This is a genomic window from Ruminococcus sp., from assembly GCF_024684275.1.
This window is the reverse complement of sequence record NZ_JAIKXF010000042.1, coordinates 14,565-35,137: the sequence shown is the minus strand read 5'-3', so window position 1 is coordinate 35,137 and position 20,573 is coordinate 14,565. Positions and strand designations below refer to the sequence as shown.

The following is a 20,573-nucleotide window of genomic DNA, read 5'->3' as shown; positions in this document are numbered from 1 at the left end:
GAACAGCAGTCCTCCCATGCCGAACCTCAGCGAAGGTGAGAGCGCTATCCTTGCCTGAAAATTGATATCGTAGTCCGCATATGTATCCCACGGCCAGCTGCCCGTGAAGTATTCAAGGACATATGTGCCTGCAAGCTCTACCGCAGTTGCCACAGCCATGCTTCCGAAGAATATGATGAAAGGACGGGATATCTGCAAAAGGCGTCCGCCCTCTTTTTTCATCAGCTTGCCGAAAAACAGCAGGAAGAGCAGTGCTCCCACCGCGTATATCGGACAATACGGACCGAACATTATACCAAGATTTGTGAAGCCCCATTTATAGACCACTACTTCGAGGAATACCTCGTAGCACCAGCCGAATACCGCATACATCCAGAAGCAGAGAAAGAGCTTCTGAACAATTTGTTTTTCCAATAATTCCTTTATTTTTTTCATGGTAGTATGTCCCTTAGCACTATACAGCCGTGATGTGATGAATGAACATAGCGGCTTCTGCCAGTTTCGGCGTATAGCCTGTGGCCTTTGTGAATATAAAGTCCGTGAGGACTATTATCAGCACTGCAAGCGCGATGATATTCAGTGTTCTTCGTTTCGGCTTTGCAAGGAGCCAGTCAAAGAATGGCTGTACTATATACATGAACAGCAGTCCGCCAAGACCGAATCGTACGGAAGTGCTGAGAGCGATACGAGCCTGATAGTTGTACTTGTAACGCGCGTAGGTCTGCCAAGGCCATGAGCCCGTAGTTGCTTCGAGTATGTATGTGGCTATCAGTTCCACAAGAGTGGCGATCGCCATACACCCGAGAAAGATAAGCAGCGGCTTGACTATATTCAGCCATTTCACGTCCTTCTTCTTCATGAGCCAGCCGAAGCACAGCAGGAACAGGAGCGCTCCCACGCCGTATATGGGGCAGTAGGGACCGAACATATTTCCTCTGTTGTGAAATCCCCAGCGATAGACCACTGTTTCAAGGAAAACCTCGTAGCACCAGCCAAGTACCGCATACATCCAGAAGCAGAGGAAGAGCTTCTGAACAGTTTGTTTTTCAAATAATCCCTTTAATTTTTCCATGATATTACTTTACGTATGCCTTTCCGTCGATTATCTCTATCCTGTCCTGACAGAACAGGGATACCGCCTCGGGGAGTATCTTCCACTCAGCCTGTTCCATTATACGCTTTTGGAGTGACTCGGGAGTATCACCGTTTTCAACGGGGACAGCCTTCTGTATTATTATCGGACCGCCGTCGCACTCCTCGGTTACGAAATGTACCGTTGCGCCTGAGAGCTTCACTCCCGCCGCGAGAGCAGCCTCATGGACGTGCAGTCCGTAGAAGCCCTTTCCGCAGAAGCTTGGTATCAGTGCAGGGTGAACGTTCATCATTTTGTAGGGGAACGCCTTTACTACCTGCTCGTCGAGTATGGTCATGAATCCCGCATATACCACAAGGTCTGCCTTTTCCTCGATGAGAGCGTCGGTTACTGCCTTTGTGTAGGATGCTATATCAGCGTACTCCTTACGCGGGATAACGCGGCTTTTTATGTCATTCTGCGCAGCCCTTTCAAGAGCGTACACGCCTTCCTTTGAGGAAATGACGCAGGTTATTTTTCCGCCCTTGATGATGCCTGATTTTTCGGCGTCGATAAGAGCCTGTAAATTAGTGCCGCCGCCCGAAACGAGCACGACTATATTCTTCATGAGTTTTTCCTCCTGTTGTTTTATCGCAAGAGCGGATATTATTCGGGGAACTGAACGTGTCCCTGTATTATTTCGGTATCATCATAGGAGAGAGGTATGTCCTTATCTATGACCACCTGACCGTAAATATCTGTGATACGGAAGGTGAAAGGTCCCTTTCCCATCTCTCTTGTCTCGAAATAATTATAGGGACGGCGCGGTACCTCGACGAATTCGCCGTCTTCATTGAGGTATTCCAGCTTGGTTATGGGGTAGCGGTGATTGCGCACCTGTACTCCGCACCAGAACTCGGTGCTGCCCTCTTTGTATTTGAATGAGATAGGAGCGTCTGCGGCAGTATCAAGGGGGATTATCTTCCAGCTTACGGGAACTCTGCCCTTCTCAACAGGAGCGATGAGAGGAAAAGCGTCTGTATAGAGGTCGAGGTCGCCCTTTTTGCCCTCGGGGAGCTCGTCTGTTACCAGCATTTTTATAGTGCCCAGCTCACCTGTGACTTCGAGATAAGCTCCTGCAAGCTGTGCCTCGTTGTAGTCATAGTGGTTCATAGCGACTATCCAGTAGTCATGGGATACGGGATCAAGCATAGCGTGACCGCCTGTATAGCCTCCGCCGTAGAAGGTACCCTCACCAGTATGTACAGTGCCCTTTGGTTCGAGGATAGCGTCCTCGTCAATTGGCAGGTCGGGTATCTCGAATTCAGTGGGTATCTTGCCGTTTACGCCCAGTACGAATTTTTGCAGAGCATTGAGCTCTGCTCTTGATATTTCCGTGTTCTTACGGGCAGTAATAAGGTCAAAGCTGTCCACTCTGCCGTCGGAGTTATAATCCATATCTATCTGTGAAGCCGCTCCGCCGTATAACGGCGATGCTGCAAGAATGGCGCATACCATTCCCACAGCCGCAAATTTAACAAATTTCATAAACATCACCATACTTAAAAAATCTTCCAAATCCCATTCCCCTTGCTGTATATACCTGTGCTGTGAATTCGGATATTTTTGCAGTCATTGCTATGATGTTTGAAAAGTCTGTTGCTGTATCAGCAGATGATAACGCCTTCCTCGGACTCAACAAGCTCGCCGAGAACGTAAGCGTCCTCGCCTGCTGCCTTGATAGCAGCGATAGCCTTGTCAGCGTCGTTCTTGTCAACAGAAACTATCATGCCGACGCCCATATTGAAGGTGTTGAACATATCTCTTTCGGGAATATCACCTGTTCTCTTGATAAGGTTAAAGATAGGAAGTACCTGTACTGCGTTTCTTTCGATCTTGGCAGCTAAGTTCTTGGGGAGAGAACGCGGGATATTCTCATAGAAGCCGCCGCCTGTGATATGGGAGATAGACTTTACCTTAACTGCGTCAAGAAGGCTCATTACAGCCTTAACATAGATGCGTGTAGGTGTGAGGAGGCACTCGCCGAGAGTAGTTCCGAGGTCGTTGAAGTGCATATTGAGGTTCTGCTCGTTTACGTCAAAGACTCTTCTTACGAGAGAGAATCCGTTTGAGTGAACGCCGCTGGACTTTATAGCGATGAGAACGTCGCCTGCCTTCTGAGTATCGGGCTGGAGGATCTTGTCCTTGTCAACAACGCCTACAGAGAAGCCTGCAAGGTCATATTCGTCCTCGGGCATAAGACCGGGGTGCTCGGCAGTTTCTCCGCCGATGAGAGCGCACTGTGCCTGAACGCAGCCCTCTGCTACACCTGAAACGATAGCAGCTATCTTTTCGGGATAGTTCTTGCCGCAGGCGATATAATCAAGGAAGAACTGTGGCTTTGCGCCGCAGCAGATAATATCGTTTACGCACATAGCAACGCAGTCGATACCTACAGTATCATGCTTGTCCATGATAAAGGCGATCTTTATCTTTGTGCCGACGCCGTCAGTGCCTGAAACGAGAACAGGCTTGCTGATACCTGTCATATCCAGCTCAAAGAGACCGCCGAAGCCGCCGATGCCTGAAAGAGTGCCCTTTATCATAGTGCGGGCGATATGCTCCTTCATCAGTTCAACTGACTTGTAGCCTGCGGTAACATCAACGCCTGCCTTCTTGTAGCTTTCGGAAAAACTGTTGTTCATATTTGAAATCCTCCATAGTTGTTTGTCACCTCGCCGCAGGCGAGGTGACAGCGATATGTTTATTCTTTGCCGTTCCAGCAATATGTGCAGAGCTTGCAGGCATCAAGACCTACAGCCTTTTCTGTGCCCTCAAGCGTCTGGAATTCCAGTGAGGTAAGGCGGAGCCTCTTGCATATCTCATCTCTGAGTCTGCGTCCTCTGTCTGTTGAGGAATTGCTGTATTCCTCAATGTGTCTTACGCCGACGGGGCCTTCAAATTCGTCGATTATCTGGCGGGCGATAAGCTCCATTTCGGAAGTGCTGCGTGAGAAGTTGAGGTACTTGCAGCCGTACATTATAGGCGGACAGGCAGAGCGCATATGTACCTCTTTAGCGCCGTGCTCGTAGAGAAACTCAACAGTCTCTCTCATCTGTGTTCCTCTTACGATACTGTCGTCAACGAAGAGGAGCTTTTTACCGTTTATAAGCTCATGTACGGGAATGAGCTTCATTTTAGCCACCTGATTTCTCATGCTCTGGTTTGTGGGCATGAAGCTTCTTGGCCATGTGGGAGTATACTTGATGAACGGTCTTGCAAAGGGGATACCGCTCTTGTTAGCATAGCCGATAGCGTGTGGAGTGCCCGAATCGGGGACTCCGCAGATATAGTCAACGTCGGGAAGTCTGCCGTTCTTGATGTCGTTTTCAGCCATTATCTCGCCGTTGCGTGTACGCATTACCTCGACATTAACACCCTCATATACAGCGTTAGGATAGCCGTAGTAGGTCCACAGGAAGGTGCATATCTTCATCTTTGAGGGATCGCCCTCAGCGATAGTTCTGCACTCATCTGCTGTAAGCTCGACTATCTCGCCTGCTGCAAGCTCCTTGTAGGTGGTATAGCCCAGCTTCTGGAATGCAAACGACTCAGTAGAGAGACAGAAGCCGTCGCTTCTCTTGCCTATGATGATAGGAAGTCTGCCGAACTGGTCTCTTGCGGCGATAATGCTGTCCTTTGTGAGGATAATGAGCGACATAGTGCCCTCTATTTTTTCCTGAGCATAGCGGATACCCTCAGCGAAGGAAGCCTTCTGTGCGATGAGAGCGCCTATAAGGTCACCTGAGTTGATATTTCCGCTGCTCATTGACTCAAAGTTTGCACAGCCCTTTTCAAGGAGCTCGTCTACCAGCTTGTCAGCATTGCGGATTATACCTACAGAGCATATAGCGTATATACCGAGCTTTGAGCGGACAAGGATAGGCTGAGGATCTGTATCGCTGATACAGCCGATACAGAGCTTGCCTCTCATATTTACAACGTCATTCTCGAACTTGGTACGGAAAGGAGAATTTTCGATACTGTGGATATTTCTCTGAAAGCCGTTCTCCTCAGACCATGAGGTCATACCGCCTCTTCTTGTTCCGAGATGTGAATGATAGTCTGTTCCGAAGAATACGTCGGTAACGCAGTCGTTTTTAGAGGCTGCACCAAAAAAGCCGCCCATATATTACTCTCCCATAAGTCTCTTCATGATTTCCTGATAAGCCTCTTCAACGCCGCCCATATCTCTGCGGAAGCGGTCCTTGTCAAGCTTCTCGTGGGTTGTTGAATCCCAGAAGCGGCAGGTATCAGGTGATATTTCGTCAGCGAGGATAATTGTTCCGTCAGCAGTCTTACCGAACTCGATCTTGAAGTCAATGAGGTCGATATTGAGTCCCTTGAAGAACTTTACCATGAACTCGTTTACCTTGAAAGCATACTTTGAGATAGTTTCGATATCCTCCTTAGTAGCGATACCGAGAGCGAGAGCGTAGTAGTCGTTGATGAATGGATCGCCGAGGTCGTCGTTCTTATAGCTGAATTCAAGGATAGGACAGAGAAGCTGTTTGCCTTCTTCAACGCCCATTCTCTTTGAGAAGCTGCCTGCGGCAACGTTTCTGATGATGACCTCAAGGGGAACGATAGAAACCTTCTTAACGATAGTTTCACGGTCGCTGATCTCCTCGACAAGATGAGTTGGAACGCCTTCCTTTTCGAGCATCTTGAACATATAGTTTGTCATCTTGTTGTTGATAACGCCCTTGCCTGTGATAGTGCCCTTCTTCTCGCCGTTGAACGCAGTTGCGTCGTCCTTGTAATCAACGATCACGAGGTTAGGATCGTTTGTAGCATAGACCTTCTTAGCCTTGCCCTCATAGAGCTGTTCCTTCTTTTCGATGTTTGACATTTTAAAATTCCTCCTTGAGAATTATATAAATGATGTATATGCAATTCCGCATCATCGCGGAAATTGTAGGCTTTAAACCAATGCATAATTCATAATCAATATATCGCTTATGTGATATTATCTAAAGAAGCGACATCGCAATTATGCATTACGAATTATGAATTATGAATTGTTGTCAGAGCAGCATATCCGCTGCTTCTTCCGGTGTTTCTGCGATAAAGTCAGCGCCCGCTTCATTCAGCTCATCTATTGAGCCGAAGCCCCAGAGTATACCCATGCATTTCAGGCCTGTCTTATGAGCGCCGAGGACGTCCTGTCTGCGGTCACCTATCATGAGTACATGACTCCTGTCAGAAATACCAGCCCTTTCGAGTACGTATTCGATGACCTCGTCCTTGTTGTTGCGTGTGCCGTTGATATTAGCTCCGCCAACTATCTCAAAAAACTGAGAAAGGCCGAATCTGTCAAATATTCTGACAGCGTAGACTTCGGGCTTGCTTGTGGCTACCATGAGCCTTTTGCCGCCCTTTTTCAGCCGTTCCAGCATTTCGGGGATACCGTTATAAACGCGGTTCTCGAAAAGTCCCACAGTAGAGTATCTCTCGCGGAATATCCTTACAGCCTCATTTACCTGTTCCTCGTTTATGCCGCAGAACTCAGCAAATGAGGTGTACAGCGGCGGTCCGAGAAATCTATTCGTATCCTCGGGTACATCACAGCCCATACGCTCTAAGGCATATTCAAGGCATTTGACTATTCCTTCGGTCGAGTCGGTGAGTGTGCCGTCAAGGTCAAATAAAAGTGTATCGTAATTGCTTATCATGTGTCAAGGGTTATATCGAACCAGTCGCCGGTGTTTCTCATTGTCCACTCGATAGCCAGTCTGCGCTCGTAAACTATATCACTGTCGAGGTCTCCCACAGCCCATTCGCTGTCAATGTGGTTGTGGTGGTCGCACGCCCAGTCATAGCGGAAATAGAGATCTGCCATATCCAGTATCTCGTCAATGCTTCTGAGAGTGCACTGCTTTTTGAAATCATCAAAGCTCTCACACTGTGAAACGAATCTTATAGCCTTTTCGCAGTCGCATATCCTGCTTGCGTCGGTGATGTCGTCTACAAGTCCCAGTACCCAGAACAGAGCCCAGCAGCTTTCGTATTCCCAGACTACCCCCACAAGGTCTTCTTTGGAGGCTTTTTTCTCAATGACAAGAGCTTCAAGCTTGTTGAGACATTCCTCAACGCCGAAATATATCATAAGGCGCTTGAATTTCTCGATCCCCTCGGGGTTCTTGTCACTCAGCTCGATAGCTGCCTGTGTTGAGAGCAGAGCGGCTATTGCGCGCTTACAGATGTCGTCAAAGCTTCTGAGTTTTATCTCTGAAGCAGGCTTTAAAGGGGGGATTTCCTCCTGAAAGCCAATGCCCTTTTCGGTGAGTATCCTTTCGGAATTAGCTTTTCTTTCTTCCGGTGTCATGAATAAACCTCCTTTTGCAGTGAGATATGATGTCGATCATGCCTTAAAGAGCAGCTATCTGCTCCTGCAAAGCCTTGTCCTTAGCGATAACGCCCTCAGCCATTGCCTTCTTCTCGGCAGCCAGCTTTGCAGCCAGCTCCTCATCTGCGATGGCGAGCATCTGTACGGCAAGTACAGCGGCATTTTTAGCTCCGTCGATACCTACTGTAGCAACAGGCACTCCGGGGGGCATCATAACAGTTGCCAGAAGTGCGTCAACGCCCTCTAAAGCCTTTGACTTCATAGGGATACCGATGACGGGGAGCGTGGTGTGACCTGCAACTACACCTGCAAGGTGAGCTGCCATGCCTGCCGCGCAGATTATAGCGCCGAAGCCGTTCTCTCTTGCCTTTGAAGCGAATTCACAAGCCTCTGCGGGAGTTCTGTGAGCGCTCATTACGCGGCACTCAAACTCTACGCCGTACTTTTTGAGCTCTGTGAGAGCTGATTTTACAACAGGGAAGTCGCTGTCGCTTCCCATGATAACTGCAACTTTTTTAGCCATTTTTACATTCTCCTTTAATGATTGACTGTCAGTTTATCTGTGGTCCTGTCTCAGGCTGAGTGTCAGGCTGAGACTCTGGTGCAGGAGCAGGATAATCGGGCTTATCCTTCAGGAATGAACCTGATACTGCCTTGAAATCGTCCTCTGAGGTGCCTGTGAACATGATAACAGCCTCATATTCGCCTTTAAGACGCTTAGGCTTGTTCTCCTCGTTCTTGTAGGTGATACCTGTGAGTGCTTTCAGAGTGACCATGTACTGCGGCAGTTTGCCGCTTGACGGTGCTGATGTCACTGTAATATCCGATAAGCCGAGAAGCTTTTTAGATGTTACCTTTTTCTCATTTGGGAAAAGAACACTGAAATCCGTCTTTGAGGAGATGTCCATTTCCGAAAGCAGCTTTTCGGCTGCCTGCTCATCTCTTTGGTAAGCGAATTCTATGTATTTTCCCACATTTTTGCTTATCTTTTCTATCATTGGCACTGTCAGCCCCGAAGCGTTTACCTCAACGGTGTATGGGAGGTCGAGAACATTGCCGTTTACTGTGGCTTTCTTGAAGATGAATACTGAGTTCTTTACAATGTATGTATAGGTGCCGCTGCCTGCTGTGACAGTAAGCTCACCGTTTTCGTATTCGCAGCTGTCCCATGCTCTTGAAAAGCAGGGGGTGAAATCGCTGTTGTAGACCACAGATGACTTCTTGTCGGCAGTATCAGCGATGTAGAACACGCGCTCGGCACTGGATTTGAGATCTATTTTCGAGTAAACAAAGGGAACAACGATATTTCCCTCATAGTCTATGCAGCCGAAGAGCTCATTGCCGCGGATACGCTTTGAAGCGATACATCTGTCCTTATTGTTGGTGAACTTGATGCTCTGCCATTCGGGAGAGACTATCACGCGGTCGTTGCCGTCGATGATTCCCACAAGTCCGTCGCTGTTCTGGAAAGCCCGGTTGCCATAGGAATCGAAGTTAAGTCTCTTTTCGATGACGGTCTGAGAACCGCTGCTGACTGCGCTTTTCTCCGTTCGGGAGTAAAAGCGCGTAATTGCGACTGCAAGTACGATGATACCGATAAATAACAGGGAGACTATGAGCCTTGTGTGCTTATTCATTATCTCAAAGCCTCCTCACGGTCATTTGCTCTCATTTCCGGGAGCGCTGCCGTCTGCTTCGGGAGCGGACTTCTGAGCCTCAGCCTTGCGCTGACGGTAGAGGTCTTCGGTTTCCTTAGTGATATAGATAGGACGATTTTTCGTCTCAAGGTAAGTCTTTGAAAGGTACTGTCCGAGAATACCCACGCTGAAAAGCTGTAAGCCGCTGAAAAGGAATATAAGGCACAGCATGGTCGGGTAGCCGTCGGGAGCGTCGAGCCAGCCGAACATAGACCTTATGATAGTGATGACTATCAGTACAAAGGCTATGAAGCAGGTTATGATACCCAGCAGTGAGGCGATAGCCAGCGGAGCTGTCGAGAATGCCATGATACCCTCAAGGGAATACTTGAAGAGTCCCCAGAATGACCATGACGATGTGCCCGCAGGACGCTCTACGTTCTCATACTCGATATAGCGTGTATTGAAGCCTACCCAGCTGAATATGCCCTTTGAGAAGCGGTTGTACTCGGTCATATCGAGGATAGCGTCCACCATTTGTCTTGTCATGAAGCGGAAATCCTGAGCGCCGTCAACTATCTCGGTCTGGGATATTTTGTTCATTATCTTATAGAAAAGTCTTGCGAACCATGAGCGCACCTTTGACTCGCCCTGTCTGCTGACGCGGCGTGTGGTAGCGCAGTCGTACTCGCCGTTCCGCACATAGCTGTACATCTTGGGAAGGAAAGCAGGGGGGTGTTGAAGGTCTGCGTCCATAACGACAACAAAGTCGCCCTTTGCGTTTTTAAGACCTGCGTACATACCCGATTCCTTGCCGAAATTACGGGAAAACGAGATATATCTTACCCGCTTGTCTCTTTCAGAGAGAGCGCGGAGAATGTCAAGAGTGGTGTCCTTTGAGCCGTCGTTTATGAAAAGATACTCGAAGGTAAGCTCGGGGAAATCCTTTGACATCTGGCCTGTGACCTTTGTTATCTCTTCGTAGAACATGGGCAGGACTTCCTGCTCATTATAGCATGGAACTACTACTGAAACGAGTTTCACGTTTTTTCCTCCTTGTAAAGAAGCTGTGACAGAGTCGGAAAATGCAATTTTCGTATCTGCCAATACACTATTAATAATACAACAAAATCATTGATAATGCAATAGCAAAATGTATGATTTCATAATTTTTTACACCTATGTAAAATAATGACACATAAGGGCGCTGTTTTTGGTCTATCTGATAGTCGGGCAGGAGGTCAGATATAAAAAAATAACGAAATATGGCGTATTTCAGTATGTTATTATTTGTATAATTTACCTTAAACAAAGTATGGAATTTCTGACAAAAAAATCAATAACGATTTGTTATTTTCACCGAAAATTTTAAATTCGGTATAATTTTTGCGTTCATTTTTGAAGAAAGTGTTGATTTTTTTTGAAATGTCATGTATAATATACTTGTATAGTTGTTAGCGCTGCGGAAGCTTTGCAGGCAGTGATGAAATATCATTAAGCAGAGCACTGCGGCGATGTGGGAAATCGGCGTTCCGATGCCGTAAAAGCGGAATATGCGGCGTTTGCTGCGGTTGGGAGAGAGGAATATGGATATAACACTGGTAACATCTTCGTTTGACAAGCTGGTCCACGGGACCGAAAACGAAAAGAAAACAGGCTGTGGTATCAACCTTCTTAAGCCTGAAAATGTAACTCGTTTCCACAGAACTTCGCAGATGACGGATCTGAAGGAGATAACCTGTGAGAAATGTAAGGCTAACCTTGCAAAGAAGCTTATCAAGGCTGATAAGAAAGAAATGGCGCTTCTTCTTAAAGAAGAGAAAAAACGTGAAAAGCTCGGCATGAACGATGCAGGGATCGTTCCGCTGGGAAATACTACCGCAAGGATCACAAGAGATCCCGATGCTAAGAGAAAGGAAGAAGAGGCAAGAAGAAAGGCTCTTGAGGAGCAGAAAAAAGCAGCAGAGGAAAAACGTGCTGCTGAGGCTGCTGCAAAAGAAGCCGAAGATCAGAAGCTTTACGATCAGTTCCTGAACAAGGACGCAAAGACCGTTCCCGGTACAGGCGTTCCTATGGACGAAAGTCTTGCACAGTTTGCAATAAATGCTCCGAATAACGGTGCGCAGGCACCTGCTCCGACAGCTGCACCTGCTGCCGAAGACGATTTCCTTGCACAGTTCGCTATAAACAAGCCCGGCGATACAGCAGCACCTGCTCCCGCTGCTGCCGCTCCGCAACAGGACGATTTCCTTGCACAGTTCGCTATACCTGCTCCCGAGCAGACACAGAATACAGATACAGCACCTTATTATAATGTGCCACAGCAGCCTGTCGGAGGCTACAACGCACCTCAGCAGCCTGTCGGCGGATTCGGCTATGAACAGCCTGTTATCCCAGAGCCTGCACCTATGACGGCTCCCGATCCTTCGCATAGTGATGAGGACATAATGAACCTGTTCTCAATAAACAACAGCGCTGCCGTTCAGGAAGAACCTGTTTACGGTCAGCCCATTATCTACGACGGAAGCCAGCCGCTTTATGACGCTCAGGGCAACCTGATACAGGGTATCATAACACCTGTGGACGAGTATGCGGACGCTCCGATAATGAACATTCCGCAGGATACAGCGTGGGATTATGTTGCAGACCAGTTCTTCGGCGGCGATGCTGCTGTTCAGGGAAATGCTGCGGCAGTTCAGGACGGGTATGAGAATGTTCAACCCGGAGAAATGGCAGACCTTGATATTCCGACTATAGGAAACATCAGTGCTCCTGTTATCGACGATATAGGCGCAGCGATAGATGCGGCTTCAAAGCCCTACGGCGGAGTGCCCGGCGGCTTGAATGCCCACGTTCCCGATGAAATGGCTGCTCCTGTGAGCGGTCAGACTATTGACCCGAATACAGCTTATATGTACGGAGATATCCCACTTGTTGAGGATATCGTAGCTCCTGAAAATGATGTGCTTCCTTCTGCGGCAAGTGTTGCGGCAGAGGCTCTCAGCGGAGCTCCTACGGTTGACGACATCACAGCCCCCGAGTTCGGCGAGCTCCCCTCCGCGTCACAGCTTGCGGCAGAGGCTCTCAGCGGCGCTCCTACAGTTGACGACATCACAGCTCCCGAGTTCGACGAGCTCCCCTCCGCAGCACAGCTTGCGGCAGAGGCTCTCAGCGGCGCTCCTACAGTTGATGACATCACAGCCCCTGAGTTAGATGAGCTGCCCACAATCGATGACATCGCTGCACAAGGTCATGACAATATGCAGATACCTGTGCTTGATGATATAAATGCACCAATCTATAATGCGCCATATATGGCAGAAGAGGAGTTTGAATTTAATATGAGTGATTATAATAATTTTGATGCTAATGCACAGAATACAGGTGCTGGGCAGCCGAATCAGGCTCAGCCTCAGATAGTAAAGGTACCGCAGTTCGCAGGTTATGACGCTAACAATCAGCCTGTATACAAGTATGTTCCAATGAGACTTATGGGCTATGACCAGAACGGCAAGCCTGTTTTCGCACCGCTCAATGCACAGCCTCAGCAGGCTGCACAGCCACATCAGGCAGCTCCTGCTCAGCAGACAGCAGCACAGGCTCAGAGAGCCGCAGCAGCTCCTGCACCTGCACAGGCACCTGTACAGCAGGCTCCCGTAAGATCTGTCGTACCTAAGAAGCCTGTTCAGACAGAGGGCGTTCCTACAGCTAATATTTCCAAGATCGCTGTAAACCCACACGAAAAGTCAACATCACAGGCATTCATCAATGCTATTTCCAGCTCAAGAGAGTACGCTGACAAAAACCTCATCGAAACACAGGGACTTCATGCTAACAGCCCTATCCTCAATTCTGTTGAGGACGTTCTCTCAACAATGGGCGACGATTCGGCAAAGCAGAGACAGCTTGCTCAGAATCAGCAGAATGTGCCTGTATTCGACGAGTATAAGGCTCCTGCTTCATCTTCATACAACAGAAGAAACAATGCTTCACCAAGACTCCAGCAGTCCTACGACAAGGACGTTCGCTACATGACAAAGTCAGAGCTCAAGGCTAAGAAGAAGCAGGATAAGATCGACGCTAAGTTCAGAAAGGAAATGAACAAGAGAGGCTTCTGAGTCGGTCATTTACAGATGAAATGAGGAAAAATAATGGCAGAAAACAAGATCCTTGAGGAGCTGAGAGCTAAGCTCAAAGGCGACCAGGAGGAGGATAACAAGTTCCTCCGCGAAGAGGCAGAGCGCTTTGCACGACAGAAGAATGTCGAGGGCGTAGAGGCTGCAACACAGCTTCTTATCGAGCGTATGCCCCAGGCGCAGAAGGACGAGATAGAGAGACTTATCACCATTGACGGTGTGCGTCTCGATGAAGTGCATGAGAAAATAATAAAGCTCATAAAGGAAAAAGATATTTCCGAGGCTAAATCCCTTGCAGAGAGACTTTACAAGAAGATAAAGCTGGATTACGGCGAGGGCGAGAATAGTAAGTTCGTTTCGCTCAGGAATCCCTTTGAGGATAATCTGTATCAGCTGAGATACAAGCCTGAGAAAACCCTTAACCGTACTCCCTTTGATTTTGCAACGTTTATCACTACATACGGCTATCTTCTGTTAGAAACAGGCTCTGCTGTGGACGCTATCCCGATACTTGAGGACGCTATCGCGTACAATCCCGTTGATGTTGGACCGAGATTCGAGCTTGCAGAGGTCTATAAGGTACTGAAAAACAAGAGAATGACTCTTGAAACATCAAGGGAAACTATGAAATGCGCTTCTTCACCTGTGGCGATCGCGCGAGTTTACGCCAATGTAGGCTATATCCTTACGGACATGGGTGAATATGACGACGCTGTGGCTTTCTATACGGCAAGTCTTATCTTTGCACCGCATCCTGCCATTCAATATGAACTGAGAGACATCGCAAACCGTAAGGGAAGCCATATTACCAAGCCCTCACATGAGCAGATTGTCGAGGCATTGAAGAAATATGACTTTGAATTCGGACCGAATGAGGACGTTATCTCGGTAGCGGCTCAGCTTTCCGCAAATTATCTCATTGAACAGGATATTCCCAATGCACTGAAGGCTCTGAAAATGACCTATAATCTAACACGTGACGAAAAGGTCAAGGAAATTATCCTTAAATATGAGCCCGACGCTAAAATGGCTGTTCCTGTACAGGAGGAAGAAAAGCCCAATATCACGCAGACGGTGAACGATTCTCCCGAGGAATAATGAATAATATCTCATCTCCCGCAGATAATAGCTGTGGGAGATGATTTTTTATGAGCAAAAACAAGAAGAATATACCTGTTCCCGATCCTGAGAGCGATGAGGAGTATATCTGCCCTGCGGCTTCGTGGGGCGATATGACGGGACTTATACCATATTCCGCTGAGGATATGATGGAGCGAGCCTCCTATGACGAGGTCTATCCGTTTCTGCCCGAATATAAGGGAGAGTAAAAGAGGACGTGAGATCTCACGTCCTTTTTCGTTGACGGAATGTAGAATATATAGGCGGATAGTAAGTAGAAAGTAGTGAGTAGTAAGTAGTTTTTCGGCGTTACAGTTACTTCCTGAAAACCTGAACGGGATTCCTAATGGACGTGTTCCTTAGGCAGAGTCCAGAGGCAGAGCCTTTGGTCAGGTCAAGGGCTGACAGCCCTTGCGGGTTTCAGGGCAGAGCCCTGAAGTTACGAAGCGCTCCGCAAGGGTGAATTTCCAAAACAGTCCAGTGGACTGTTTTGGAAAGAGGGACGCACTGCAAGAGAGGGCGTCCCTTAATGGGCTGCCGAGGACGTCAGCCCCTACATATGAAATTGCACCGTTTATCTGCACAAATATCCTTCGTCGATTTATGCACTTGTAACAAAATTCTGAAAATGACTTTATTTATCACTTAAAGCATGATATAATATATCTTGTTAATTTAAGGCGGAATTTCTTATATTTCAGTATAATAAGCTATAATCAGCTGCTATATATACTTAAAAGAGGTGGCATATGAAAAACGGAGTAAAAATGCTGGACATCGCAGAAAAGCTGGGCGTAAGCGTCGTTACGGTCTCGAATGCTCTTGCAGGCCGCGACGGTGTAAGCGAGCAGATGAGAAAGAAGATATGCGATACAGCCGAGAAAATGGGCTATAAGCCGTCAAATACCAAGAGCGAGAGAAAACGTCTGTCTATGTCAAAGGTCAGCAAAAATGTGGGTATACTTACTTCTGAGCGCTTCGTGGGCGCAAGAGGTACATTCTACTGGGAACTGACTGCGAGTATCTCAAATCAGCTTTCACAGCTGAACGTCTGCACGGTATACGAGTGTGTGACCGCCGACAGCGAGACCAACGGCATACTGCCGAATATGGTCACAGACGGCAAGGTGGACGGTGTTATCGTTATCGGACAGGTCCACAGGAGCTACATAGAATGCCTGAAAAATCTGACTATCCCGCTGATGTTCGTGGATTTCTACGACAACAGGTACGATATTGACTCGGTAATTTCCGACAGCTTCAACGGCGGATATATCCTTACCGATCATCTGGTGTCAAAGGGACACCGTAAAATAGGCTTTTTCGGTACGCTGAACGCTACCAGCAGCATTAACGACCGCTATCTGGGATATGTGAAGTGCATAATGGAGAATGAGCTGGAATTCCGCAAGGAATGGATAATCGGCGACCGTAACGAAAGAGGGATACTCAACGAAAAAATAGATTTCCCCGAGGAAATGCCCACAGCCTTCGTGTGCAACTGCGATGAGACTGCATTCCGCGTAATATCCGCGCTCAAGACTAAGGGTGTTCGTGTTCCCGAGGATATAAGCGTGGTGGGCTACGATAATTACACAGTGTCGAGCATCTGCATACCCACTATAACCACTGTTGAGGTAGACCTTACAAAAATGGCTGAGGTCTCGGTGAAGATAATGGCGAAGAAGCTTGCCGATCCGAAATACAGGGAGGGACGACGTATAATCAGCGGTAAACTCATAGAGAAAGAAAGCGTCCTTGACATAAACGGAAGCTACAGTGAGGAGCGTCCAAATGCTTATTGAGAACTTTTTCGGACATCTTCGGACTGTGCTCCAGCACCGCCACAAGGTCTTTATCCACTGCGTAAAGGCAGGTATCCCGTGGAGGGGACTGCTGCATGACCTGTCGAAATTCTCGCCGACTGAGTTTATCCCGGGGGTTCGCTATTATCAGGGAAACCGCAGCCCAAATGAGCGTGAGCGCGAGGTTGACGGAGCGTCAAAGGCGTGGATGCACCATAAGGGCAGGAATCGTCATCATTTTGAGTACTGGACGGACTATAACGTGAAAACAAATCGGCTCGAACCTGTGAAAATGCCGGATATATTCATATTTGAGATGTTCTGTGACCGCGTTGCGGCTTCAAAGACTTATAACAAGGAGAAGTACAACGACTCGATGCCGCTGGAGTATTTTCTCAGGGCAAAGCCGCGCCGTATCATCGAAAAAACGACGGCGGCGAAGCTGGAATTTCTGCTGACTATGCTGCGCGATAAGGGCGAGGACGAGGTGTTCCGCTATATCCGCCGACACGTCAGAAAGAGCCGTTAGTTGTATGTGCGAGAACTAAAAGTAGTGACAATGTGTATTTTATTGAGTATATGAACGGGATTCCAAAGGGACTGTGTTCCTTTGGCGGAGTTACTCCCCACACTGTGGGGAGTAACCCCGCAGTTGCAAGGCGCCTCGCAAGGGGTGAATCAAAAAACAGTCCGGTGGACTGTTTTTTTGAGAGGGGACGCCTTGTAAGAGAAGACGTCCCCTTGACGTGCGGATAGAATCCGCCCATACATATGCAAATCATAATCAGACGGGACGCCGCGGGGCGTCCTCTGTATTTTCGAGAAAAGGAGGGGGATCATGAACCCGAGACTGCCGTATTTGCGTGAAAAAACTGCTAAACTTACCACGTCGCCCGGCGTTTATATAATGCGCCGCAAGGACAGCTCTATAATCTATATCGGCAAGGCGAAGAATCTCCACAACCGCGTCAGCAGCTATTTCCGCGAAAATCCCGACCATACGCCGAAGGTAGCGGCTATGGTATCAAATGTCTATGAGTATGATTTTATCGTCACCGACAGCGAATATGAGGCTCTGCTGCTTGAATGCAGTCTAATCAAGCAGCACAAGCCAAAGTACAATATCCTCCTGAAAGACGACAAGGGGTACCATTATATCAGGATCTCCGACGATGAATATCCTCGTATCACCAATGAAAAAAATACCAAGCAGAGCGGACGCTATCTCGGTCCGTATACCAGCGGCTTCATTACAAAGGAGGCTGTAAACGAGGCTAACCGAGTGTTCATGCTGCCGACCTGCAGGCGTAAGTTTCCGCAGGATTTCGGCAAAAGCCGTCCCTGTCTGAATTATCAAATAAAGCAGTGTATGGGAGTGTGCCGCGGAAGGATAAGTGCCGAGGATTACCGTGCCGCAGTCGAGCAGGCTGTAGAGTTCATAAAGAACGGAAGCGCTCAGTCTGTGGAGCGCATGGAGGCGGAGATGAACGAGGCTGCGGAGGCGCTTGAATTCGAGAAGGCAGCTATGCTCCGCGACAGGATAAATGCGGTGAAAAAGGCTTCCGAGAAGCAGAAGATAATCAACAGCGGTGTGGATTCCGCAGATGTTATCGGAGTTGCCGAGTACAGCAGCGGACTGTATGTTTCCGTGCTGATGTACCGCGAAAACAGGCTGTTTGACAAGGCGGTCTTTGAGTTTCCACTGCCTGATGAGGGCGACGATATCCTCAGCCAGTTTATGCTGCAATTTTACTACAAAAAGCCCGATATACCACACTCTGTCATCGTTGACCACATACCCGAGGACTCGGAGCTGCTGACGGAAATGCTTGAAGGTCAGGCAGGGCGCAGGGTAAAGCTCCATGTGCCGCAGAAGGGCAGACAGCTGGAGCTTCTGAAACTGGCTAAAAACAACAGCGCTGAATATGCTGCCATAAAAAATGACCGCACAGGAAAGGAAGTTCTTGCGCTGGAGCAGCTTGGGCAGAGTCTGGGGCTTGCCAAGCCGCCGCGATATATCGAGGCTTACGACATATCCAATCTCTCCTCGGAATCAATGGTGGCGGGAATGGTCGTCTTTGAGGACGGCAGACCGCTGAAAAAAGCCTACAAGCGCTTTACCGTCAAAGAGCAGGAGCTGCAGAACGACTACGGAAGTATGCGTGAGGTGCTGAAAAGACGGCTCATGCATATCGTAACAGGTGAGGGCGACGAGTACTTCACAAGGACGCCGGACCTGATACTTCTCGACGGCGGAAAAGGTCACGTAAATGCTGTATCACCGCTGCTTAGGGAGCTTGGACTGGATATACCGCTTTTCGGCATGGTCAAGGACGACAAGCACCGCACCAGAGCTATCGCAACGGGAGGTCGGGAGATACAGATAAACAGTATGCGGTCAGTCTTTGACTTAGTTACGCGGATACAGGACGAGGTGCACAGGTACTCAGTCAGCTTCATGCACTCGAAGCATAAGAAAAAGACCTACAGCTCGGAACTGCTGAAGGTACGGGGAATAGGCGAAAAGAAGGCGGCAAAGCTGTTCATGAGGTACAAGACCATAGCCAAGCTGAGAGAGGCTTCTCCAGAGGAATTAGCCGCTGCGGCAGGAGTGAATATCGAGACTGCGCAGGAGCTGTGGAGAGCTATCCGCGAGATGTGAACGGCGATGAGAATATTCAGTTAATTATACCAGTATATTATAATAGTATACGGCGGACAAAATTTGAAAACGGGGTATAAATAGTTGAATAAATAAACAATAGTGCGAATTTTGTCGGAATTTTTTGTGTAATTGTACTCGAATCCTTTGACAGAACGGTCAAAATGACTAAATTACCAATATGCAAATTGCCGCAGTTTACAATTCTGTAAAATTTCGTGAGAAATATGAGCTTTTATGTTGCAATTTAAAAGCGGGTGTGATATAATTATTGTGGAAGTTTAACAATGTTTGGTATCAGTGGGCTATACCTCATATTGTGCTGCCTTTTTACAACGAATTTTTGCAGAAGAAAGAGCCGTTTTAACATGCCAGTATTACCGATAGTATAAATCTTGGTAAATATTGATAAAAAACGGTGGATTATTTATGTCAAAAAAGCGATTGAAAAGTAACACTATTAATGTTATAATTGTTATTATTAAGGCAGTGAGAAACGTTCATCACAAGTATTTAATTATGGAGGTGGTTTCATGAAGAGTTTTTCTTACGTAGCTCAGGACGCGAAGAGCAGACAGGTCAAGGGTGTCATTAATGCGGAGAATGAGCAGGAATTCTTACAGAAAGCCAAGGAAAAGGGCTTGTATGTCAAGGATTTTAAGGAGAGCGATTCAGATGACACAAAATCAATTTACAAGTTTAAAACCCCGGAATTAGCATTCTGCTGCAGACAGCTTGCCGCGATGCTCACATCAGGTCTTACTCTTGTAAAAGCCATTGATATCCTGACGAAAGAACAGGAAAACGAAAGAGCCAGAGCAATATGGCAGGACATCTATGAGAACGTACAGAAGGGTGAATCCTTCTCGTCATCTCTCGAAATGCACTCAGGTTCGTTCCCGGACTTCCTTATCTCAATGGTAGGCGCCGGCGAAAGCTCGGGTTCTCTTGATATCATCATGAACCGAATGTCAGATCATTACGCAAAGGAAAACAAACTCAAGAACACTATCAGAGGTGCTATGATCTATCCTATCATACTTCTGGTGCTTTGTATAGTTATCGTAATCTTCCTCTTTACAGTTATCATGCCTACCTTCATCGATATGTTTGATAGCAAGGAGGATATGCCTGTTCTGACTCGAATAATGGCTGGAATCAGTGACTTCCTGAAAACTAAGTGGTACATACTTGCTGTTATCCTTATCGTTGCAGTCCTGGGCTTCAGAGCTGCTCTCAAAGCTCCCGGATTCCGTGTCAAATTCGACAGAATGCTTATCAAAGGTCCGGGCTTCGGTCCCCTTGTTACAAAGATCTACACAGGACGTTTCGCAAGAACTCTTTCCTCACTTTACTCAAGTGGTCTTCCGATGGTTGAATGCCTCGAAAGAGCTTCATCTATCCTCGGTAATGCATATGTAGACGAAAAGTTCGTTGACGTTATCGACGAAGTAAAACAGGGCGAGACGCTTTCGTCTGCGATCACACGTACAGAGATATTCGAGCCTATGTTCTGCTCGGTAATCTATGTCGGCGAGGAGTCAGGTGCGCTTGACACGATCCTTGAGAAAACATCTGATTACTACGAAGATGAATCAGATTCAGCCGTTCAGCGACTTGTTAGTACGATTGAGCCTGTGCTCCTTATATTCATGGGCGTTATCATCGGACTTGTCGTATGTGGAATTTACCCAGCGCTTTACGGAGCAATGGAAAACGTAGAAAACGGTTAA

At 47.7% G+C, this 20,573-nt stretch carries 19 protein-coding genes; 7 read left to right on the top strand and 12 right to left on the bottom strand.

Features of this window, described 5'->3' with window-relative positions; genetic code table 11:
- The 12 genes from K5677_RS04510 to K5677_RS04455 all read right to left on the bottom strand — a co-directional run.
- Positions 1–435 (bottom strand): putative ABC transporter permease (locus K5677_RS04510; RefSeq protein ID WP_296725172.1); only part of this gene is annotated, 435 nt, incomplete at its 3' end.
- A 19-nt stretch (positions 436–454) separates the two neighbouring features.
- On the bottom strand, positions 455–1,072 hold the full coding sequence (locus tag K5677_RS04505) for a putative ABC transporter permease (protein WP_296725170.1): 618 nt from the start codon (positions 1,070–1,072) through the stop codon (positions 455–457).
- A gap of 4 nt (positions 1,073–1,076) precedes the next feature.
- On the bottom strand, positions 1,077–1,700 hold the full coding sequence (gene purN / locus K5677_RS04500; RefSeq protein ID WP_296725168.1) for a phosphoribosylglycinamide formyltransferase: 624 nt from the start codon (positions 1,698–1,700) through the stop codon (positions 1,077–1,079).
- A gap of 38 nt (positions 1,701–1,738) precedes the next feature.
- Positions 1,739–2,620: an expansin EXLX1 family cellulose-binding protein gene (locus K5677_RS04495; RefSeq protein ID WP_296725166.1), complete on the bottom strand. Its 882-nt coding sequence runs from the start codon at positions 2,618–2,620 to the stop codon at positions 1,739–1,741.
- Between the two features lie 119 nt (positions 2,621–2,739).
- Complete coding sequence (purM, locus tag K5677_RS04490) at positions 2,740–3,777, bottom strand: phosphoribosylformylglycinamidine cyclo-ligase (protein ID WP_296725164.1); 1,038 nt, start codon at positions 3,775–3,777, stop codon at positions 2,740–2,742.
- Between the two features lie 59 nt (positions 3,778–3,836).
- Positions 3,837–5,261: an amidophosphoribosyltransferase gene (locus tag K5677_RS04485; RefSeq protein WP_296725163.1), complete on the bottom strand. Its 1,425-nt coding sequence runs from the start codon at positions 5,259–5,261 to the stop codon at positions 3,837–3,839.
- A gap of 3 nt (positions 5,262–5,264) precedes the next feature.
- On the bottom strand, positions 5,265–5,984 hold the full coding sequence (gene purC / locus K5677_RS04480; protein ID WP_296725162.1) for a phosphoribosylaminoimidazolesuccinocarboxamide synthase: 720 nt from the start codon (positions 5,982–5,984) through the stop codon (positions 5,265–5,267).
- Positions 5,985–6,159: 175 nt separating this feature from the next.
- Positions 6,160–6,807 carry an HAD hydrolase-like protein gene (locus K5677_RS04475; protein ID WP_296725160.1) on the bottom strand — a complete coding sequence of 216 codons (648 nt, stop codon included), beginning with the start codon at positions 6,805–6,807 and terminating at the stop codon, positions 6,160–6,162.
- Positions 6,804–7,460, bottom strand: a complete 657-nt coding sequence (locus tag K5677_RS04470) for a DUF4272 domain-containing protein (RefSeq protein ID WP_296725158.1) — start codon at positions 7,458–7,460, stop codon at positions 6,804–6,806. The genes K5677_RS04475 and K5677_RS04470 overlap by 4 nt, the downstream gene beginning before the upstream one ends.
- A gap of 43 nt (positions 7,461–7,503) precedes the next feature.
- Complete coding sequence (gene purE, locus K5677_RS04465) at positions 7,504–8,004, bottom strand: 5-(carboxyamino)imidazole ribonucleotide mutase (protein WP_296725156.1); 501 nt, start codon at positions 8,002–8,004, stop codon at positions 7,504–7,506.
- Positions 8,005–8,032: 28 nt separating this feature from the next.
- Complete coding sequence (locus K5677_RS04460; RefSeq protein WP_296725153.1) at positions 8,033–9,118, bottom strand: WG repeat-containing protein; 1,086 nt, start codon at positions 9,116–9,118, stop codon at positions 8,033–8,035.
- Between the two features lie 21 nt (positions 9,119–9,139).
- Positions 9,140–10,162: a glycosyltransferase family 2 protein gene (locus tag K5677_RS04455; protein ID WP_296725150.1), complete on the bottom strand. Its 1,023-nt coding sequence runs from the start codon at positions 10,160–10,162 to the stop codon at positions 9,140–9,142.
- A 542-nt stretch (positions 10,163–10,704) separates the two neighbouring features.
- Between K5677_RS04455 and K5677_RS04450 the strand changes: the two genes are divergently transcribed.
- The 7 genes from K5677_RS04450 to K5677_RS04420 all read left to right on the top strand — a co-directional run bounded on the left by K5677_RS04450 (position 10,705) and on the right by K5677_RS04420 (position 20,573).
- Positions 10,705–13,236: a hypothetical protein gene (locus K5677_RS04450; RefSeq protein WP_296725148.1), complete on the top strand. Its 2,532-nt coding sequence runs from the start codon at positions 10,705–10,707 to the stop codon at positions 13,234–13,236.
- 33 nt (positions 13,237–13,269) lie between these two features.
- Positions 13,270–14,352, top strand: a complete 1,083-nt coding sequence (locus K5677_RS04445) for a tetratricopeptide repeat protein (protein WP_296725145.1) — start codon at positions 13,270–13,272, stop codon at positions 14,350–14,352.
- A gap of 50 nt (positions 14,353–14,402) precedes the next feature.
- Positions 14,403–14,582, top strand: coding sequence for a hypothetical protein (locus tag K5677_RS04440; RefSeq protein ID WP_296725143.1), 180 nt, complete (start codon positions 14,403–14,405; stop codon positions 14,580–14,582).
- Positions 14,583–15,122: 540 nt separating this feature from the next.
- Positions 15,123–16,178 (top strand): LacI family DNA-binding transcriptional regulator, encoded by a 1,056-nt coding sequence (locus K5677_RS04435; protein ID WP_296725140.1) that lies wholly within the window; start codon positions 15,123–15,125, stop codon positions 16,176–16,178.
- Complete coding sequence (locus K5677_RS04430) at positions 16,168–16,707, top strand: DUF5662 family protein (RefSeq protein ID WP_296725139.1); 540 nt, start codon at positions 16,168–16,170, stop codon at positions 16,705–16,707. The genes K5677_RS04435 and K5677_RS04430 overlap by 11 nt, the downstream gene beginning before the upstream one ends.
- A gap of 309 nt (positions 16,708–17,016) precedes the next feature.
- Positions 17,017–18,840, top strand: a complete 1,824-nt coding sequence (uvrC, locus tag K5677_RS04425; RefSeq protein WP_296725137.1) for an excinuclease ABC subunit UvrC — start codon at positions 17,017–17,019, stop codon at positions 18,838–18,840.
- Between the two features lie 533 nt (positions 18,841–19,373).
- Entirely contained in the window at positions 19,374–20,573 is a 1,200-nt protein-coding gene (locus K5677_RS04420) for a type II secretion system F family protein (RefSeq protein WP_296725135.1), read from the top strand.

Coding starts and splice junctions, on each gene's coding strand:
- K5677_RS04505 (WP_296725170.1), bottom strand. CDS start 1,072: ATGGAAAAATTAAAGGGATTATTTGAAAAACAAACTGTTCAGAAGCTC.
- purN (WP_296725168.1), bottom strand. CDS start 1,700: ATGAAGAATATAGTCGTGCTCGTTTCGGGCGGCGGCACTAATTTACAG.
- K5677_RS04495 (WP_296725166.1), bottom strand. CDS start 2,620: ATGAAATTTGTTAAATTTGCGGCTGTGGGAATGGTATGCGCCATTCTT.
- purM (WP_296725164.1), bottom strand. CDS start 3,777: ATGAACAACAGTTTTTCCGAAAGCTACAAGAAGGCAGGCGTTGATGTT.
- K5677_RS04485 (WP_296725163.1), bottom strand. CDS start 5,261: ATGGGCGGCTTTTTTGGTGCAGCCTCTAAAAACGACTGCGTTACCGAC.
- purC (WP_296725162.1), bottom strand. CDS start 5,984: ATGTCAAACATCGAAAAGAAGGAACAGCTCTATGAGGGCAAGGCTAAG.
- K5677_RS04475 (WP_296725160.1), bottom strand. CDS start 6,807: ATGATAAGCAATTACGATACACTTTTATTTGACCTTGACGGCACACTC.
- K5677_RS04470 (WP_296725158.1), bottom strand. CDS start 7,460: ATGACACCGGAAGAAAGAAAAGCTAATTCCGAAAGGATACTCACCGAA.
- purE (WP_296725156.1), bottom strand. CDS start 8,004: ATGGCTAAAAAAGTTGCAGTTATCATGGGAAGCGACAGCGACTTCCCT.
- K5677_RS04460 (WP_296725153.1), bottom strand. CDS start 9,118: ATGAATAAGCACACAAGGCTCATAGTCTCCCTGTTATTTATCGGTATC.
- K5677_RS04450 (WP_296725148.1), top strand. CDS start 10,705: ATGGATATAACACTGGTAACATCTTCGTTTGACAAGCTGGTCCACGGG.
- K5677_RS04445 (WP_296725145.1), top strand. CDS start 13,270: ATGGCAGAAAACAAGATCCTTGAGGAGCTGAGAGCTAAGCTCAAAGGC.
- K5677_RS04440 (WP_296725143.1), top strand. CDS start 14,403: ATGAGCAAAAACAAGAAGAATATACCTGTTCCCGATCCTGAGAGCGAT.
- K5677_RS04435 (WP_296725140.1), top strand. CDS start 15,123: ATGAAAAACGGAGTAAAAATGCTGGACATCGCAGAAAAGCTGGGCGTA.
- K5677_RS04430 (WP_296725139.1), top strand. CDS start 16,168: ATGCTTATTGAGAACTTTTTCGGACATCTTCGGACTGTGCTCCAGCAC.
- uvrC (WP_296725137.1), top strand. CDS start 17,017: ATGAACCCGAGACTGCCGTATTTGCGTGAAAAAACTGCTAAACTTACC.
- K5677_RS04420 (WP_296725135.1), top strand. CDS start 19,374: ATGAAGAGTTTTTCTTACGTAGCTCAGGACGCGAAGAGCAGACAGGTC.